Origin of the sequence: Achromobacter sp. LC458, from assembly GCF_001005835.2 — a bacterium.
In the GTDB taxonomy this organism is placed as follows: domain Bacteria; phylum Pseudomonadota; class Gammaproteobacteria; order Burkholderiales; family Burkholderiaceae_B; genus Achromobacter; species Achromobacter spanius_B.
Window position 1 is genome coordinate 1 of sequence record NZ_LBHW02000028.1, and the last position, 17,264, is coordinate 17,264.

At 67.4% G+C, this 17,264-nt stretch carries 17 protein-coding genes; 1 reads left to right on the top strand and 16 read right to left on the bottom strand.

Translation table 11 applies throughout. The annotated features are described in order from the left end of the window. The coding region (locus YH64_RS20830; protein ID WP_143215473.1) for a VOC family protein at positions 1-468 on the bottom strand (468 nt) is incomplete at its 3' end. Positions 469-558: 90 nt separating this feature from the next. Here YH64_RS20830 and YH64_RS20835 point away from each other — a divergent pair. After that, positions 559-786: a hypothetical protein gene (locus YH64_RS20835; RefSeq protein ID WP_046807150.1), complete on the top strand. Its 228-nt coding sequence runs from the start codon at positions 559-561 to the stop codon at positions 784-786. A gap of 123 nt (positions 787-909) precedes the next feature. Here the strand turns inward: YH64_RS20835 and YH64_RS20840 are convergent, their stop codons facing one another. The 15 genes from YH64_RS20840 to YH64_RS20910 form a co-directional block, all read right to left on the bottom strand. Next, entirely contained in the window at positions 910-2,118 is a 1,209-nt protein-coding gene (locus tag YH64_RS20840) for a zinc-dependent alcohol dehydrogenase (RefSeq protein ID WP_046807149.1), read from the bottom strand. Beyond that, entirely contained in the window at positions 2,118-2,345 is a 228-nt protein-coding gene (locus tag YH64_RS20845) for a hypothetical protein (protein ID WP_143215474.1), read from the bottom strand. The genes YH64_RS20840 and YH64_RS20845 overlap by 1 nt, the downstream gene beginning before the upstream one ends. Before the next feature lie 69 nt (positions 2,346-2,414). Continuing rightward, positions 2,415-3,479 (bottom strand): UDP-glucuronic acid decarboxylase family protein, encoded by a 1,065-nt coding sequence (locus YH64_RS20850; RefSeq protein ID WP_082134641.1) that lies wholly within the window; start codon positions 3,477-3,479, stop codon positions 2,415-2,417. After that, positions 3,479-4,447, bottom strand: a complete 969-nt coding sequence (locus tag YH64_RS20855) for a glycosyltransferase (RefSeq protein WP_046807147.1) — start codon at positions 4,445-4,447, stop codon at positions 3,479-3,481. The genes YH64_RS20850 and YH64_RS20855 overlap by 1 nt, the downstream gene beginning before the upstream one ends. Next, the gene (locus tag YH64_RS20860) at positions 4,444-5,505 is read right to left on the bottom strand and encodes a glycosyltransferase family 9 protein (RefSeq protein WP_046807146.1); all 1,062 of its coding nucleotides are present in this window, start codon (positions 5,503-5,505) and stop codon (positions 4,444-4,446) included. The genes YH64_RS20855 and YH64_RS20860 overlap by 4 nt, the downstream gene beginning before the upstream one ends. Then, positions 5,502-6,488: a glycosyltransferase family 2 protein gene (locus tag YH64_RS20865; RefSeq protein ID WP_143215475.1), complete on the bottom strand. Its 987-nt coding sequence runs from the start codon at positions 6,486-6,488 to the stop codon at positions 5,502-5,504. Before YH64_RS20865 ends, YH64_RS20860 begins: the two co-directional genes overlap by 4 nt. Beyond that, complete coding sequence (locus YH64_RS20870; RefSeq protein ID WP_046807144.1) at positions 6,485-8,224, bottom strand: carbamoyltransferase C-terminal domain-containing protein; 1,740 nt, start codon at positions 8,222-8,224, stop codon at positions 6,485-6,487. The genes YH64_RS20865 and YH64_RS20870 overlap by 4 nt, the downstream gene beginning before the upstream one ends. Continuing rightward, the gene (locus YH64_RS20875; protein WP_052946115.1) at positions 8,205-9,329 is read right to left on the bottom strand and encodes a glycosyltransferase family 9 protein; all 1,125 of its coding nucleotides are present in this window, start codon (positions 9,327-9,329) and stop codon (positions 8,205-8,207) included. Before YH64_RS20875 ends, YH64_RS20870 begins: the two co-directional genes overlap by 20 nt. 2 nt (positions 9,330-9,331) lie before the next feature. Beyond that, positions 9,332-9,922, bottom strand: coding sequence for an HAD-IIIA family hydrolase (locus YH64_RS20880; protein ID WP_046807143.1), 591 nt, complete (start codon positions 9,920-9,922; stop codon positions 9,332-9,334). Further along, positions 9,913-10,656, bottom strand: coding sequence for an SDR family oxidoreductase (locus YH64_RS20885; protein ID WP_046807142.1), 744 nt, complete (start codon positions 10,654-10,656; stop codon positions 9,913-9,915). Before YH64_RS20885 ends, YH64_RS20880 begins: the two co-directional genes overlap by 10 nt. Before the next feature lie 57 nt (positions 10,657-10,713). Next, complete coding sequence (locus YH64_RS20890) at positions 10,714-11,985, bottom strand: glycosyltransferase family 1 protein (protein ID WP_046807141.1); 1,272 nt, start codon at positions 11,983-11,985, stop codon at positions 10,714-10,716. Positions 11,986-12,144: 159 nt separating this feature from the next. Then, positions 12,145-14,931 carry an ATP-binding cassette domain-containing protein gene (locus YH64_RS20895; RefSeq protein ID WP_046807140.1) on the bottom strand — a complete coding sequence of 929 codons (2,787 nt, stop codon included), beginning with the start codon at positions 14,929-14,931 and terminating at the stop codon, positions 12,145-12,147. A 114-nt stretch (positions 14,932-15,045) separates the two neighbouring features. Continuing rightward, entirely contained in the window at positions 15,046-15,519 is a 474-nt protein-coding gene (locus YH64_RS20900) for a hypothetical protein (protein ID WP_046807139.1), read from the bottom strand. 71 nt (positions 15,520-15,590) lie between these two features. Next, positions 15,591-16,463 (bottom strand): glycosyltransferase family 2 protein, encoded by an 873-nt coding sequence (locus YH64_RS20905; RefSeq protein ID WP_104144153.1) that lies wholly within the window; start codon positions 16,461-16,463, stop codon positions 15,591-15,593. Beyond that, positions 16,460-17,182: a PIG-L deacetylase family protein gene (locus YH64_RS20910; protein ID WP_046807138.1), complete on the bottom strand. Its 723-nt coding sequence runs from the start codon at positions 17,180-17,182 to the stop codon at positions 16,460-16,462. Before YH64_RS20910 ends, YH64_RS20905 begins: the two co-directional genes overlap by 4 nt. Positions 17,183-17,264: the final 82 nt, after the last annotated feature.

Genomic DNA, 17,264 nt, shown 5'->3' on the forward strand with positions numbered 1-17,264 from the left:
CGAAGGGCTTGCTGAAGGGCTTGCTGAAGGGTTTGCCGAAGGACGTTCCGATGGGCCTGCGGTCGACTTTTCGTGCCGGCTGGCGCATACGAAGGCCAGCTTGTTGCCCTCGGGGTCGCGGCAGTAGGCGGCGTAGAAGTCGGGCGCGTACCGGCTGCGCAAGCCGGGCGCGCCTTCGTCCACCGCGCCGTGCGCCAGCGCTGCGGTCCAGCACTGGCGCACCACGTCTTCGGACGGCGCCTCGAAACTGACCTGGCAGCCATTGCCCCAGGTGGCGGGCAAGCCGTTGAACGGGGGCGCGACCACAAACGTCGGCCAGCGCGCCGAGCCCACGCCCCAGATCACGCCTTCCGGCCCTGCGTCGTCGATGGCGTTGCGCCGCGCCAAACCCAGCGGCGCCAACACGGCGTCATAGAAGTCCACCAGTCGCGGCCAATCGCGCGCGCCGATTTGGATGTGAGTGAACATACCGTCTCCTTCAGGAATGGCAGTTGCTGAACCTGTGCCGACGCCGCGCATCCCGCAAGGCACGCAAGCCGCACCCTGCCAGGAGGAACCATGACCGATTCCAAACCCGCGCCCGCCCCCAACCCGCCGCCCTCGCCGCACGTGGACCCCGCCGAAAAGGGCGCCACCGGCCAACCCGCGGCCGACGGGCCTCCGCAAGGCGAAGTCAATCGCGACCCGAATACCAATTCGGGCTATCCGGCCGGCGGCTCGCAAGCCGAGGAAGGCAAGGACGTCTACGGACGTCCGGTCGACCCGGCCCGGCCGAATCGAAAGTAAGGCCAAGGCGCCGGCCTGCGCGTCAGCTCAAGCCGGCGCCCTGCCCGAGCAGCAAGCACGGGGCCGACCCCACCTGCCCGTCCGGCCGCCAAAGCCGCATCCAGCCGAACCCAGCCGCACCCATTACGCCGCCGGCTCCAACTGAACCTTCAGCCAGCCGGGCTGGCGGGTGTCGAATGCCTTGAACGCATCCACCGCCTGCGTCAACGGCTCTTGTCGCGTCAGGATGGCCGCCGGGTCCACCGCGCCTGTGCGCACCAGCTCCATCAGCATCGGCACGTATTTGCGGTGATTGCAGTTGCCCATGCGCAAGGTCAGGTTCTTGTTCATGGCCTCGCCGATCGGAAACGTGCGGTCATTGGGCGGATATACGCCGATGATCGACAGCGTGCCGGCCTTGGCCAGCGCCTGCACCGCCCATTGCAACGCTTGCGACGGCGCGTTGCCCGGCCGCCAGTTCTCGCCGTCCGGCTTGGCATGGGGCGCACCCTTGCGCGCCTCTTCTTCCATTGACGCGTTCGTTTCCGCATCGCCCGCCGGGCCGTCGTGCGCATGCACCGCATCCACGCCCACGGCATCGATGGCGCAGTCCACGCCAATGCCGCCCGTCAAGCCCTTGATGCACGCTACGGGGTCTTCCGCATTGAAATCGATGACCTCGGCGCCCTGGGCGCGCGCCATGGCCAACCGGTCGGGCACGGTGTCCACGGCAAAGATCCGGCCGGCGTGCATGAGCTTGGCCGACGCGATGGCAAACTGCCCCACCGGCCCGCAGCCGAACACCGCCACGGTGTGGCCGGGCTTGATGTCGGCCAGGTCGGCGCCGAAATATCCGGTGGGGAAAATGTCCGACAGCATCAATGCCTGCTCGTCGCTGACGCCGTCCGGCACCTTGACCAGGTTGACGTTGGCAAACGGCACGCGCGCCAGCTCGGCCTGCAAGCCGTTGAACGGGCCGGTGGACTGCGGGCCGCCATAAAACGAGGTGCCGGCATCGCGCCCGTTGGGGTTGGCCACGTCGCACTGCGCGTAATAGCCGGCGCGGCAGTACGAGCAATAGCCGCAGGCGATGGTGGACGGAATCACCACGCGGTCGCCCACGCTCAGGTTGCGCACGCCGGGCCCCAGTTGCTCGACCACGCCCACGCCTTCATGGCCGAGGATGGTGCCGGGCTTCATGGATTCCATGGTGCCGCGAATAAAGTGCAGGTCGGTGCCGCAGATGGCGCTGGCGGTCAGGCGCACGATGGCGTCGTTGTCTTCCTGCAAGACGGGGTCGGGGACGGTGTCCAGACGGATGTCGCCGATGCCGTGAAATACAACAGCTTTCATTATTTGCTCCTTGAGGTGCCCGACCGGTTGTCTACCGGCGGCGCGTCCGGCGTGGAGTTGCCCGGGTCCCAGACGTCGTCGGGGTGCATGCCGGGCGGCACTTGTTGGCCGGCGCCGGTACGGTTGGGGTCCGCGGGGCGCCCCGCCAGCGTGCGTTCCGATTCCGGCACGGGCTTGCGGTCCGCCGCCTGCGGGTCGTCCTGATGGGAGTGTGGCTTGGTAGTCATCACGTGCTCCTTGGTGGGCGATGTGCGCGGCGACAGGATGGCGCCGCATGCGGGAGCACGCAGCAATCGCTATGCCCGGTCTGCGGGCGCGTAGCGGCGCACGCTGGCGCCAGGCACGGCGTGTTCGGGGTGTTCGGCGTGTTCGGCGTGCTGGACCGGCCCGTCCGCCGGACGCGTGCGCTTGGCCTCGGCCGCGAAGTACGCCACCGTGCGCGCGATGCCCTCGGCCGGGTCCACCCTGGGGCTCCACCCCAGCCGGGTACGCGCCAGCGTGATGTCGGGGCATCGGTGCGTGGGATCGTCCACCGGCAATTCGCGGTGCACCAGCGGCACGCGGGAGCCGGTCAGCTTGCGCACCATGTCGGCCATTTCCAGCATCGTCAGTTCGGCCGGGTTGCCCAGGTTGACCGGCTGCGCGAGGTCTTCGGGGCTTTCCATCAGGCGGACCAGGCCGTCGATCAGGTCGTCCACATAACAGAACGAACGCGTCTGGGTACCATCGCCGTAGACGGTCAGCGGCTGCCCCGCCAGCGCCTGCACGATGAAGTTCGACACAACGCGCCCATCATCCGGCGCCATGCGCGGCCCATAGGTATTGAAGATGCGCGCAATCTTCACCACCACGCCTTCGCGCCGCGCATATTCCATGAAAATCGTTTCCGCGCAGCGCTTGCCCTCGTCATAACAAGAGCGCGGCCCCACCGGGTTCACGTGCCCCCAGTAGCCTTCACCCTGCGGATGCTCCAGCGGGTCGCCATAGACCTCGCTGGTGGATGCCTGCAACACCCGCGCGCCGACATCGCGCGCCAGTTCCAGCAGTTGCATCGCGCCCAGCACGCACGTGCGCAGCGTCTTGAGCGGGTCGGCCTGATAGTGCACGGGCGAGGCCGGGCACGCCAGGTTGTAGATGCGGTCCACGCGCACGCGCGGCAGCTTGTCGACCACGTCGTGGCGCATGACGGTAAAGCGCGGGTGCGCGGCCAGCGGCGACACGTTGCACGCCCGCCCCGTCTGGAAATTGTCGACGCATATCACTTCCCACCCGTCGTTCAACAGCCGCGAGCAAAGGTGCGAGCCCAGAAAGCCCGCCCCGCCCGCCACCAGCGCGCGGCCGCTACGTGGAATATCGTTCATCATGCTGCCTCCAGGATCGTGTCGAACACATCTATCCAATCAGAAATAAAGCGGCCCATGCCAAAGCGTTCCAGCGCGGTCCGGCGCCCCGCCGCGCCCCAGGCCCGCGCCAGTTCGGGCTCGGCCACCAGTTGCCGCGCCACCGCCAGCAGCCGGTCAGGCCGCGTATCCACATAGCCGTTTTCACCGTTCTTGATCACGGTCGGCAGTTCGGTGGTGGCAAAGCCCACCACCGGCACGCCGCACAGCATGGCCTCTACCAAGGACAGGCCCAGGCTGGCATAGCGGATGGGGCTGAAAAAATAGCGATACCGCGCCATCACGGCGCCCACTTCCATATTGGGCACTTCGCCCAGCCCGCCCAATTCCTCCGAGCCCATGCCGATCAGGTCCATGGGCGTTTGCGCGCGCAGCTGGTCAAACAGGTCGCGGCCCAAGCGGCGGCCGCGGCGGCCCAGGTGGTTGATGACCACGATGCCTCGCGCGTTGCCGCCGTCATAGCTGACATCGGGCGGCGGCACGCCGTGCTCGACGATGCGCACCGGCATGCCGTCCGAGTCCCACATCGCGGCGTTGAACGGGGTCACGTGCACGACCAGGCCGCGCTCGTGCCGAAAGGGATGCATCGTATCGGTGGGATGCGGCTCGGGCGGGTTGTGTTCCAGGTAGACGCTGGGCAGCGCGCGTTGCGCCTCGTTCAGCCAGCGCGGCGCATCCGCCAGGTTCTGCCGCGACTGGTACAGCACGCAGTCGAACGCCATGCCGCGCAGGTTCTCGGCGGGCACCTGCACCACGTTCGCGGGCCACGGTATCTTGCGGCCCAGCGCGCCATAGCCCGACGGATTGCCCGGCAGGGAAGGCACCACAAAGTCATGCGGCACATGGCTCAGGGCATACAGATAATTGCCATGAACATGCCAGGTCAGAATGCGCAGGCGCCGACGCGGCGCCGCCACGGACTGCGTCATTGCACGGCCCCTTTGAGTTGATGTTGAACTTGCCCCAGTACGTCGGGCACCGTCACCGCCAAGGCGCACGGGTGCCCGATGGGGCATTCCTCGAACGCGCAGGGGCGGCACGCCATGTCGGCGGCCAGCACCACGTGGCGTGCGCTGTCGATGGGCGCCCAGCGCCGCTGGTCGCTGCCGCAGGCGATGACGACACTCATCGCGCCCACGCCCGCCGCCACGTGCGACACGCCCGTGTCGTTGCACACCAGCAGACGGCACATCGTCAGCAGCGCCGCCAGGCTGCCCAGGTTGGTCTGCCCGCACAGGTTGGTCAGCGGCACGCCCGCCTGGTCTTGCAGCGACTGCACCAGCGGCATCTCGCTGTGCATGCCGGTCAAGGCCACCTGCCAACCCTTTCGCGACAGTTCGCCGGCCAGCGCCGCGTATCGCTCCAAGGGCCAACGCCGCGACGGCAGCCGCGCGCCGACGTGCATCAGGATCAGCTTGGCGGGGTCCAGCGCATGCTTGCGCATCAATGCCTCGGCATCGCGCTGATCGGTCTGCGACACCGGAAATTCCAGCGCATCGTCATCCGCTTGCAGCCCCAGGTATCGCAACAAGGCCAGATAGCGGCGCGGCTCGGGCAGGTCGTCCGGCCACAACATGCGGCAGCCGGGAATCTGCGCGGTCGGGTCCGCCACAAAGCCGCCCCAGCGCCCCGCGCCCAACTGCGCGACGATGGGATTGGACTGCGTGCCGCTGCCGTGCAACTGCAAGGCCACGTCGGCGTGCAACGCGCGCACGCGCCGGTAGAACGCCGGCAGATCGTCCGGACGTGGCTGCTGTTCGGGAAAGGCCGGTATGCCGGGAAATTCGATCAGCTCGTCCACATACGCGTGAAAGCGGTCAACGAACTCATGCGCGTTGGGCAGGCCCACCAGAACGATGCGCGTGTGCGGAAACGCACGCCGCAATGCGCGCAAAGCGGGCACCGCGCACAGCATGTCGCCCAATTGCAAGGCGCGAAACACCACGAGCGTGGCGGGCGGGCGCAAGGGATCGAACAGCGGCGTCATGGTTCGCTCCTGGCAAACCGCAGCAGGCCGACCAGCCGCCACCAGATGGACAGCAGCGGGATGCAGGCCGACGTGATCGCCAAGTCGACCACGTTGCGCAAGCTGCGGCGCGTGCCGCGCAAGCGCCGCATGAAGAAATGCACGCTTAACGCCAGCCACGCGCCCGCCGCCGCGACGGCGGCAGTGAAATAGCCCAGCGCCGCCAACGCCACCGCGCCCACCGCCGCCGCCGTCACCCCCAGGTAAAAGCGTGGCGGGCGCGACCGGATGCGGCTGCGATACAGCAGGGGGTATTTCTTGCGCAACAGCATGTCGAACATCACTTTTTTCTGCATGCCCAGGCCCGCCGCGAACCGCACCGGGCGCATCGGATGCAGCACGCGTGCCAAGGGCGCGCGCTGCACCGAAAAGCCATGGTCCAGCAAGGCAAAATGCAAGTCTGAATCTTCGCGCCACGCCATGGTGTAGCGGGTGTCAAAGCCCCCTACCACTTGCAGCGCCGTGCGCCGCACGAAGCAATTGGCGGTGATGAATTCAGACCGCGTCAGGCCGGCCGCATCACGTTCGTAGTCGCTGGGCGGATCGGGCAGCGGCATTTCCGTCACGCCGGTCACCGCCGCCAGGTTGGGCCGCAGCGCCAGCACGCCATGCCCCAGCCAATCGGGCTGGGGGATGGTGTCGTCGTCGGTGAACGCAATGATTTCGCCGCGAGCGCTTTGCCAGCCCTGGTTGCGCGCGCCGGCCGGGCCGCGTGTGCCCACCACCGGAAGATAACGCAGTGCCGGCCGCCCGCCCCAGGCCGCCTGCAAGGCTTCGACCTGGCGACGCGTGCTGGCCAGCGCGGCGTCGTCGCACACCAGCACTTCGTACTGGTCGCGCGGAAAACGCTGGTTGCCCACCGCCTCCAGGCAGCGCGCCAGCAGGTCGGGGCGCCGATACGTAGGCACCACCACCGACACCAGAATGGACGCGTCGTCGCTCATCGTGGTTTCTCGACCAGATACGAACCGATCACCAGCGCATCCAGCGGCGACGTCCAGAAGCATTCCACGGCGTCGCGGGGCGAGCACACCACCGGTTCCCCGCGCGTGTTGAACGATGTGTTCACCAGCACGGGCACGCCCGTCAGCCGCTCAAAGGCCACCAGCAAATCGTAATAGCGCGGGTTCTGATCGTGCCTGACGGTTTGCACGCGCGCCGTGCCGTCTATGTGCCGCACGGCCGGAATCTGCTGCGCGCGATGCGGCAGCACGTCATAGACGAACAGCATGAATGGCGCGCAGATCGAGGGTGCGCCCCGGCCATCAAACCACTCCGCCGCCCGTTCTTCCAGCACCACGGGCGCCACGGGCCGGAAGTCCTCGCGGTCCTTCAAGCCATTCAAGCGCGCCTGCATGCCGCTATCCAGCGGCGAGGCCAGGATGGACCGCGCACCCAGGGCGCGCGGGCCGAATTCCATGCGCCCCTGGAACCAGCCCAGGATCTTTTCCTGGGCCAGCAAGGCGGCCGCCTCGCCCGCCACGTCGTCCAGCCGCCGGAACTCCAAGCGCGAGTTGTAGAGGAAACGTTCGATTTCCTCGTCGCCGTACGAAGGGCCCAGGTAGGCGTGTTCCATCGACCATTCGCGCTTGCAGCCGCGCCGGTGATAGTCCACGTACAGCGCCGCGCCCAGCGACGTGCCGGAGTCGCCCGCCGCCGGTTGCACCCAGACGGAATCGAACGGCCCGTCCTTGGCGATGCGCGCGTTCATCACGCAGTTAAGCGCCACGCCGCCCGCCATGCACAGGTCCTTGGCGCCCGTCTTTTCATGCAGCCACTGCACCATGTGCAGCGCGGTCTCTTCCAACACGTATTGCAACGAGCTAGCGATATCCTTGTGCTTCTCTTCGAAGGGCGCACCGCGCCGGCGCGGCGGGCCGAAGCGCTCGGCCAGGCGAGCGGGCTGCAAGGAATAGCCGCCCTCTTCCTCCAGCCGCAGGATGTCGCGAAATTCGGCGCGGTACTTCGGCTTGCCGAACGAGGCCAGCGCCATCACCTTGTATTCGTCGGAAGAATGCAGAAATCCAAGATAGCGCGTGACGTCTTCGTACAGCAGGCCCAGCGAATGCGGCAGGTCGATCTGCTTGAGCCGCGCGTACTCGCCGCCCGAAAAATGGCCATAGCTGGTGGTGGTCTTTTCGCCGCGCCCGTCCATCGTCAACACCGCCGATTCCTTGCACGGCGCGGCCAGGAACGCGCTGGCCTCGTGCGACAGGTGGTGGTCCAGGTACACCCAGCGGTCCAGGATATGTTCCAGCGTCAGGTCGTCAAAGCGCGGCGACTTCAAGTGGTGCGGCGCCCCATCCAGCAATTGGCGCGGCGCGTTCACCAGATAGGACAAGAACAGCGGGTCCCAGGGGGACTCGCCATTGGGTCCGAAGCCGGCGCGCGATGGCTCCAGCGGCAGCGCGATATCCAGCGGCCGGGGTTGGCCGTCGGCCAGCAGCGCGGGGTCGTACGAATAGACGATGTGATCCACGTCGCGCAGCCGGATATCCGCCACCGACAGGCAGTAGTCGATGGCGTAGTACGGCAGTTGCCAGGTGGTGAAGGGCACCGGGCGCTTGCCGTGCTTGACCCGCGTGAAGCGCTCTTCCTCGGCCGCCGCAAGGACGATGCCGTCCCGCACGAGCGTGGCGGAGCAGTCGTGGTAGGCCGCGTTAATGCCTAGTGTGTACATGGGTGGTCTCCTTGGCCGCGCGAGGACCGAACAGGTCCACGCGAGTCTCGTTCAACAGTTCCCGCGCCGCCGTCGCCACCTGAGTGGGCGCAACGCCGGCAAGGCAAGCTTGGTGTCCTTCCGGGCACACGCTGCGATAGCAGTATTTGCAGGGCACGTCGTGGTTCAGCACACGCGCGGGCGTCTGCCACGGCGTGTGTTGCGGATTGGTCAGGGCGTACAGGTCCACCACCGGCACGCCCAACGCGGCGGCAATGTGCGCCGGCCCGCTGTTGTTGCAGATCATCAGCGCCGACGCCTCAAGCGCCGCGCCCAGTTCGCCCAGCGTCAGGCCGTTGGACAGGTCGATCAGGCCGGGCAGCAGTTGCCGCGCTTCGGCCAGCGCCACGGCCAGCTCGGCGTCCTCGTGCCCACCCAGCAGCAGGATGCGGCGGCCATCGCCGCGCAGCTCGACCAGCGCCTGCACCATCTGCCGCGCCGGATAGCGCCGTGACGACGCGGTGGCGCCCGCATGCGCGCAGATCCAGCCGCCCGTCTCGGTCACGCCCGCGCGGTGCAGTTTGGCCTGTAGCGAAAAACGGTCCGAATCGCTGACCCGGAACGACATGCGGGCGTTGTCGCAATGCGCCCCGACGCTGGCCACCAGGTCCAGCTGGCGCTGCACTTCGTGGCGGATGCCCGAGGCCGGTTCGGTTTCCCGCACCCAGTCGGAGATCAGCCGATATGGGTTTTCGCGGCAGTGCGCCAGCACACGCGGTACGCCGGCCAGGTGGCACAGCAGCGCGGCGGGCAGCGGGCTTTGGCTGTACGCGGTGAAGATCACGGCGGCATCGGGCCGCAGCGCCCGCACACGCGCGATGGCGTCCAGGTCCTGGTCGCGGCCGTGCGAATCGTTCTTGACCCACGCCGGGTCGTACGCCAGCGCGGTGTCTACCTCCGGGATATAGGCTGCAACGCGTGCACCGGAATGGGACGTCAGCAAGGACAGGCGCCGTGCACCCGCCTGGCGCAGCGCGCGAAACGCGGGCGTGCACATCACCACGTCGCCCATGTTGTCCAGGCGTATGCACAGCACGTGCGCGCATTCCTGCCAGTTCCAGGCCATGGTCACCCCTTGCCCGGCGCCAGCGGCACCGGCGGGTTCGACAGCACGATCTGCGCGGCGGCGTCCAGGTCGGGCGCGCGGCAGTGCGGCAGCCGGTGGGGACCCTCGCGCCATTCGGTTTCGTTGCCGACGTCCAGCAAGATGGTGCGGCAGCCGGCCAGGTTGCCCGCTTCGATGTCGTCCAGGATGTCGCCGATGAACCAGGACGCGCGCAGGTCCAGGCCCAGCTCGTCGGCCGCGCGCAGCAGCAGGCCCGGCTTGGGCTTGCGGCAATCGCACTCGATGTCGTAGCCCTGAACCACGCCGTCGGGATGGTGCGGGCACCAATAGAAGCCTTCCAGGTGGGCGCCGGCCGCCATGAACATCGACGCCAACTTCACGTGCACGGCATCCAGGGCGCTGGCCGCGAACATGCCGCGCGCCACGCCCGACTGGTTGCTGATGACCACCAGCGGCAGGTCCGAGGCGGCCAGGCGCGACAGGCCCGCCAGCGCCATGGGCGCGTAGGCCATGCGCGCGGGGTCCACGTTGTAGGGTTCGTCCGCCAACACCGTGCCGTCCTTGTCCAGAAAGACCGCCGGCCTCAAGGCCATGACGTTTCCTTCATCGGCAGCACCATGATTTCAGGCACCACCGTTTCTTCCGGCTGCGTCAACACGAAGCGCACGGCGCGCGCCACATTGGCGGCGTCTTGCAGCGTGTTGGTATCGATGTCCGGAAAGCGGTCAAGCAGGAACGGGGTGCGCATGCCGCCCGCAATCACCGCGCTGACCTTGATGCCCGCGCCGCGCAGCTCGGCGTGCAACGCATGCGACAAGCCCATCAAGCCCCACTTGCTGGCGTGATAGGCGCTGGCATTGGGCCACGCGCGGCGCGCGGCGGTGGAGGCCACGTTGACGATGTGGCCGCCCGGGCTGAGCCGGTCCTTACCCAGCTTGGCCATCAGGAAGGGCCCCGTCAGGTTGGTGCGCAGCACGCGTTCCCACACGTCGGGGTCCAGGTCATCGATGGGCGCGGTCACGTCCACGCCCGCGCTATTGACAATGGCATCCAGCTTGCCGAACTGGCGCACCACCGCGTCCAGCCCTTCGCGCACGTCGGCCACCACACCCACGTCCATGATGCAGGCCATGACGTTGGCGCCCTGCTCCGACAGCCGGCGAGCCAGCGCGGTGGCGCGCTGTTCATCGACGTCGGTCACCGCAACGCTGGCGCCTTCCGCCGCCAACATTTCGCACAGCGCCGCGCCCAGGCCGCTGCCTCCGCCGGTCACCAGCACGCAGCGCCCTTTCAGGCTTTCAAAGTGGTTGTTCGCAAGGTCGGTCATCGTGTACTCCGTGATTGGTCCGGACCCGGTCCGGGGTTATTCGAGGGCTATGTCGGATCAAGCCGCAATGCGCGTGGCGTGGCGATCCGCGTGGACGGCGCCGGCCACCATGTGCCCGTAGACGGACATCAGGTCCTGGCCTACCCGCTTCCAGGTATAGAGACGGCGCGCGCGCATCCGGCCGGCCTCGCCCATGCGGGCGCGCAATTGCGCATCGGCGGCCAGCTCGGCCAGGCGCTGCGCCAGCGCGTCCGGATCGCGGGGCGGCACCAGGAAACCCGTCTTGCCATGCACCACCGTGCTGCGAATGCCGCCGGTGTCAGAGCCGACCACGGGTTTGCCGCAGGCCATGGCTTCGACCGGCGTAATGCCAAAGGGCTCGTACCACGGCGTGGTCACGAACACGTCGCTGGCGCTGTAATAGGTGGCCAGCTGGTCGCGGTGACGGCGCCCGGTGAATTCCACCCATTGCGCTACGCCCTCTTCGTCGGCAATGCGGCGCAGCCGGCCGATCTCGGGCGTCGAGACCTCGTCGGCGCTATCGCTGTTTCCGCCCACGATGCACAGCCGCGCGTTCACGCCATGCTGGTGGCGCAGGCGCCCCAGGGCACGGATGACGTTGTCAACGCCCTTGCGCGGCACCATCCGGCCCAGCTGCAACAGCGTGAATGCGGAATCGTCCCAGCCCAGTGCGGCGCGGGATGCGGCGACGGGACGCGGCGCCATTTCGGCGGCGTCGTAACCACAAGGCACGATCTCGATGCGACGGGGGTCGGCGCCATACAGTTCGATCAGGTCGGCCCGGTCTTGCGGGCACTCGGCCACGATACGGTCGGCGCGGCGCGTGATTTCGTCTTCGATATCAAAGCGCACGTCGGGAAACAGGTCGGCCTCTTGCTGGTGGCGGCGGCGCACCTTGCCCAGCGCGTGGAAGGTCACTGCCAGCGGAATGCCGAAGTGCTGGGCCACGGGAAGCGCGGCCATCGCGGACATGAAAAAGTTGGCGTGGATGACGTCATAGCCGCGCCCCTGCCGGCCGAAATAGCGCAGCAGGAAGGCCGAGAATTCATCCATGTACGGCAGCATTTTTTCTTTGGGCAGGTAGCTGTCGGGGCCTGCCGGCACATGCACGACACGCACGCCGCGCATCATGGTCTGCTCGGCCTCCAACGCGGGGTTGTCCTTGCGGGTGAACACATCCACCTGCATGCCGGCGCGCGCAAGTTCGCGCGCCACATTCGCCACATAAACGTTCTGGCCGCCGCTGTCCACGCTGCCTGCAATTGCAAGCGGCGAGGCATGCTCACTGATGATGGCAATTCTTTTCATGGTCCGACTCCGTTGATCGTGCCTGTTTCCAAGCCAACGATGAGCAAGTGGTGTGCCAAAGCGCACGCCACCACGGCGATGCAACGTGTCGATATTCAGGGGTCGGGTTTTGGACACGGCACTTCTTACACGCACGGTAAGAAGTGCCGTATCGCACGCTCAGGCCTCGGTGCCCTCTGCGCCTTTGTCGGCGCTTTTTTCTGCGCTTTTGTCTGCGCTTTTGTCAGTGCCTTTCTCAGCCCGTTTGCCACCGGCGGGCGGCAGCATTGCGCCCACGGTCGCCAGCAATTCGTTAGGGTCCACCGGCTTGGCCAGATGCACCTGAAAGCCCGCCAGCAAGCTGCGCAAGCGGTACTCGGGGCTGACGTGGCCCGACAGCGCGATGGCCGGCAGCCGATGCGCCAGCGACGCGCCGCGCCGCGCTTCCATGTCGCGAATGCGGCCCACGACCTCGTAGCCGTCCATGTCTCCCAGCGACAGGTCGCAGATCAGCACGCGCGGCCAGTGGTCGGGCGGCAGGTCGGCGAACGCCTTCAACACTTCCTGGCCCGTCGTGCATTGCGAAACGTCGGCGCCGTTGGACCGCAGGATCTCTGCCACCATGTCGCCCGCTTCCGGCTGGTCATCCACCACCATCACCGTGGCGCCTTGCAGGTCGGGCAGGCCGACGTCGGCGCGCAACGCGGTCGCCTCTACCGCGCGCACCGGAAAATCAGCGCAATAGGTCAGCCCGCCGGCCGGCCCCGTGGTGCTGTGGAACGCACCGCCCTGGCGCTGCACCTCCGCCGCCAATTGCGCCGGGTCCAACGCAGCGGCGGCGCGCAGCGGCTCGGGCATGTTCAGCGAAATGTCAGCGGGCACAGCCTCCGGCTCATCCGGCTGCGCCGCCACCGTCCGGCCGTCCGTGACGGCAAGCCGCGTCATCTGCCCTTCGCGTTGCAGGCGTATCTCGATGCGGCCGCCCATCGGCGTAACGGCAATGGCGTGCAGGCACATGTCCCACACCAGCTGCTGCAACGAACTGGGGTCGCCGGTGATGCGCGCGGCCTCGTTGCCGATGGTCGTGTACACGTTCACGCCCTTGTCCTGCGCCAGTTCGCGCGCGGCGTCCAGCACGCCCGCCACCACGGCCACCAGGTTCACGGGCTGGCGCGTTTCGCGCCCCATGGCTTCTTCCAAGGCGGACTGCTGGCGTTGCAGCGCCCACATCTGCGCGTACATGCCCTGCCGCTTGAGCAGGTCTTCATGACGGCCCTGCTCGATCACACGGCCCCGGTCCAGCACCAGAATGTTATGCGCGTGAACAATCGTGGAAAGGCGGTGCGCGATGATCAGCGTGGTGCGCCCGCGCGAGATGCGCTCCAATTCGCCCTGAATGGCGCGTTCAGTGCGCGTATCCAGCGCCGAGGTGGCTTCGTCGAACACCACGATGGACGGGTTTTTCAAGATGGCCCGCGCAATGGCGATGCGCTGCCGTTCGCCACCGGACAGCATCACGCCACGCTCGCCCACCGGCGTCTCGTAGCCGTCGGGCAGGCTTTCGATAAAGTCATGCACCCGCGCGCCCCGCGCCGCTTGCACGACCTGGTCGCGCGTGGCCTCGGGCCGGCTGTAGGCGATGTTGTAGGCAATGGTCTCGTTGAACAGCAGCGTGTCTTGCGGCACGATGCCCAGCGCGCGGCGCAGGCTGCGCACGTTGACCGTGCGCAGGTCCTGCCCGTTGATCAGGACGCGCCCGGCATCCGGGTCGTAAAAGCGGAACAGCAGGCGGGCCAGGGTGGATTTGCCCGAGCCGCTGCCGCCCACCACCGCCAGCGTGGTGCCGGCGGGCACGGTGAAATCGATGTCCCACAAAATCTGCCGGCCGGGGTCGTAGCCAAAGCTCACGCCCTCGAAACGTATTTCGCCCGCGCCCGGGTCCAGCGCGGGCAGGTTGGGGTCATCGCCCGTTTCAGGCGGATGCCGCAGCAGATCGCACACGCGTTCGGCGTTCACAAACGCTTCCTTGGCCTGCCGGAATATCAGGCCCAGCGTATTGAGCGGCAGGCATATCTGGATGATGTAGGCGTTGACCAGCACCAGGTCGCCCACCGTCATCTGCGCGGTGACCACCTGCTGCCCGGCCAGCAGCATCACCGCCGCCACGCCGCAGGCGATGATGCCCGACTGCCCCACATGCAGCCGCGACAACGACCGCTGGTTGCGGATGCCCACCTCGGTCCATTCGTTCAGGATGCGGCTCAGGCGTGAAGATTCCAGCGCTTCGTTCGCGTTGAGTTTCACTGCCTCGTAATTCAGCAAACTGTCAACCATCTGGCCGCTGGCCCGGGAATCCAGTTCGTTCAATCGGCGTTGATATCTGACGCGCTTTCTGACCAGCACCGTGGTGTAGGAAAAATAGGCAACGAACGTCACCGTGACAATCAGCGCGAACCAGGCGCTGTAGCCCATTACCAGGATCAGCACCACGGAAACGATTTCGACCAAGGTGGGCAATAGGGTGAACAAGCCCGTGCCCAGCAGAAAACCCAGGCCGGCCGTGCCGCGTTCGACATCGCGCGCCAGTCCGCCGGTATTGCGGGCGCCGTGAAAGCGCGCGCCCAGCTGTTGCAGCTGCCCGAACACTCGCACCGTGAAGTCGGCGACGGTGCGCTGGGCCACCTTGACGAAGACCACATCCCGCAGCTCGGTGAACACGCTGCCGCCAAAGCGGATCAAGGCATAGGCCAACAACAGGAACACGGGCAGCATCAGCGGGCCTGGCGCGCTGAAGGTGTCAACGATCGTTTTCAGAACGACCGGCACCAGCACCATCAGCAGCTTGGCGGCCACCAGCAATGCCACCGCCGCGCCGGTGCGACGTCGATACTTCCACAGCGCCGCCCAGATGGTGCGGTTGACTTCCTTGCGAGCGAAATCATTCGCGCTGGCGTCTGCTTCTTTCATGGGACCGGCCCTCAAAACGATGAGCGCCGGGGCCAGCAAATGCCGTTCCGCGCGTACCGGTTCCGGGTGAAAGGGGGTGCGGAAAAATCAGGCCGCGCGGACTTGGGCGCTGGCTCAGGCGCTGGCTTGGGCGTCCACCTGGGCGTGCACGCAGGCTTTGAACAGATGCGCGATGGCGCCGGACAGTGCTTCGTCAAACCAGGGGTTGGCGCCGCTGACCGCCACCACCACGCCATCGACCACCGCGCTGCCCCAGACCAGCACGTCGCCCTGGGCAACCAGATGCGGTTGCAACGCCAGCACCTCGTGGCTGGGCCGGCCGGTACGCCAGCTCAAGCGCGCCTTGGCGCGCGCATAGGCGCCATAGTCGGCGTCCCACGTGGACGTGTCGCCGATGCTTTTTTCGTACAGGATGGCCGATTCAAAATCGCCGTCGGCGGGCCGCGCCTGGGGGTCCAGGATCACCACGTGCAAGAAGCCGCTCTCGCCTACGCGCCGATCGGCGCGGGCCGCCTCCAGCATCGGCATGGCCAGCTGTACGGCTTGTTCTGCCGCCTCGCGGTGGCGGGTCTGGGGCAAGGTGTTCATGTGGGTCCTCCTGTTGACGGCGTCCACGGCGGACGCGGTGGGTTGCATTGGGAATGATGAACCGCCCCGCGTCACCCTGCGGCTTCCGTCTGCCAGACGGTGTTGAGCTTTTCGCAGGTGGCTGGGTCCAGGCGGCGACGGTGCTCGCGGATCAACTCCCATCCGGCCAGCGCGTCGCGGCAGGCGCGCAGGCGCTCGGGCCAGCCGGGCAGATCACGCAGCACGGCCAGGCTGCGCCGGGCCGCCATGCCCGCCGGCAGCCGCAGCCACGCGGTCCACAAGGCGTTGCGCGCCAGCATCCGGCGACGCAACGGCGCATCGCGCGACTTGGACGGCCAGTGGTAGGTTTCCAGGTCGGGCGCGTAAACGATGCGGCCCCCGTCAGCCATGATGTCCAGGCTTAACAAGGTTTCTTCGCCGCCGATGAAAAACGGTTCCCAGTAGCCGCCTGCGTCCATGAACGAGCGGGTGCGCATCACGTTCGCCCCCGCCATGAAGCCGACCAGCTCGGGGCCGATGCCGGCCAACGCCGGCAAGGGACTTTGCGCCATGGCCGCGCAAGCGGGGTCCAGCCGCGCGTCCGCGCCGACCAGGATGCGGGCGTTCAGCACGGCAATCTCGGCATGCGCGTCCAGCAGGTCGGCCGCGCGTTCCAGCGCCCCGGGCGCCCAGCAGGTGTCGTCATCGCAGAAAGCGACGTAGGGCGTGGTGACTTGAGCCACGCCGTGATTGCGCCCCGCCGCGCCCAGGTTCTTGCCCACGCGCACCAGCAGCACCGCCGGAAATTCCTGCTGTAAATGATCGGCCGTCCCGTCGGTGGACCCGTTGTCCACCACGATGACGGGGTAGCCCCGGCAAAACGCATCCAGCCGTTCAAGCGTGCGCCGCAGTTCGCGCCAGCGGTTGTGGGTCAGCACCACAATGGATACGCGCTCTTCGCTCACGGGCAGTCCCCTTTGCTGGACAGGCGCCAATAGCGCTCGGGCCGGGACAGGTCTTCGGGCAGGCCGTTGAACCCCTTGATCTGACTGGCGTAGGCGGCAATGGCGTCTGCCTTGTCGGCGGGATCGCCCGCGAAACTGGCTGGCGTCAGCATCAGCCCGCGCGCGTGCAACTGGACCAGCCGCTGCTGCACGGCGCCCGGCTGGGCGCGATACGGCGCGTCTTCATACAGGAACCATGACATGCCGGGCCAGGTTTCCCAGGTCAGCAGCGCCGCGTCGCTGACCCGGATGTGATCGCCATGGAACAGGCCCAGCGGTATCGCCACCGCGTCCGGCGCCAGCTCGTGCACCGTGCTGAGCAGCGCCTCGGTCAGCCGGGGCATGCCCGCATCCGGGCAGTCGATATATTGGCAATCCAGCAGGTCCAGCGAACGGCCCTCGCAACCCAGCATGCCCAGGGCGCGGCGGTTTTCTTCATGGCGCGCGCGCAGCGATTCGCCGGCGCTGGCGAATCCGCAGGCGCGGTCCCAGTCCGTCAGCACGCCCGGGTCTGGCGGCACGCCGGTGAATACGGTGACGACCGTGCTGCCCGGACACCGGGCAAGCAGGCTCCCGCAGCTGAATACCGCGTCGTCCAGGTGCGGAGAAATGACGACCAGCGACCCGGCGCATCGGCCGGGGTCGCGCGCCGCTGGGGTGCAAGAGAAAGCGTCTGGCATGAGGGGTGTCTGACCGGAATGGAATCTGCCCGCCATGCAGCAAGTCACGTACCCGACATAGGCCCCCCGACTGCCTTGTCCG

Coding starts and splice junctions, on each gene's coding strand:
- YH64_RS20835 (WP_046807150.1), top strand. CDS start 559: ATGACCGATTCCAAACCCGCGCCCGCCCCCAACCCGCCGCCCTCGCCG.
- YH64_RS20840 (WP_046807149.1), bottom strand. CDS start 2,118: ATGAAAGCTGTTGTATTTCACGGCATCGGCGACATCCGTCTGGACACC.
- YH64_RS20845 (WP_143215474.1), bottom strand. CDS start 2,345: ATGACTACCAAGCCACACTCCCATCAGGACGACCCGCAGGCGGCGGAC.
- YH64_RS20850 (WP_082134641.1), bottom strand. CDS start 3,479: ATGAACGATATTCCACGTAGCGGCCGCGCGCTGGTGGCGGGCGGGGCG.
- YH64_RS20855 (WP_046807147.1), bottom strand. CDS start 4,447: ATGACGCAGTCCGTGGCGGCGCCGCGTCGGCGCCTGCGCATTCTGACC.
- YH64_RS20860 (WP_046807146.1), bottom strand. CDS start 5,505: ATGACGCCGCTGTTCGATCCCTTGCGCCCGCCCGCCACGCTCGTGGTG.
- YH64_RS20865 (WP_143215475.1), bottom strand. CDS start 6,488: ATGAGCGACGACGCGTCCATTCTGGTGTCGGTGGTGGTGCCTACGTAT.
- YH64_RS20870 (WP_046807144.1), bottom strand. CDS start 8,224: ATGTACACACTAGGCATTAACGCGGCCTACCACGACTGCTCCGCCACG.
- YH64_RS20875 (WP_052946115.1), bottom strand. CDS start 9,329: ATGGCCTGGAACTGGCAGGAATGCGCGCACGTGCTGTGCATACGCCTG.
- YH64_RS20880 (WP_046807143.1), bottom strand. CDS start 9,922: ATGGCCTTGAGGCCGGCGGTCTTTCTGGACAAGGACGGCACGGTGTTG.
- YH64_RS20885 (WP_046807142.1), bottom strand. CDS start 10,656: ATGACCGACCTTGCGAACAACCACTTTGAAAGCCTGAAAGGGCGCTGC.
- YH64_RS20890 (WP_046807141.1), bottom strand. CDS start 11,985: ATGAAAAGAATTGCCATCATCAGTGAGCATGCCTCGCCGCTTGCAATT.
- YH64_RS20895 (WP_046807140.1), bottom strand. CDS start 14,931: ATGAAAGAAGCAGACGCCAGCGCGAATGATTTCGCTCGCAAGGAAGTC.
- YH64_RS20900 (WP_046807139.1), bottom strand. CDS start 15,519: ATGAACACCTTGCCCCAGACCCGCCACCGCGAGGCGGCAGAACAAGCC.
- YH64_RS20910 (WP_046807138.1), bottom strand. CDS start 17,182: ATGCCAGACGCTTTCTCTTGCACCCCAGCGGCGCGCGACCCCGGCCGA.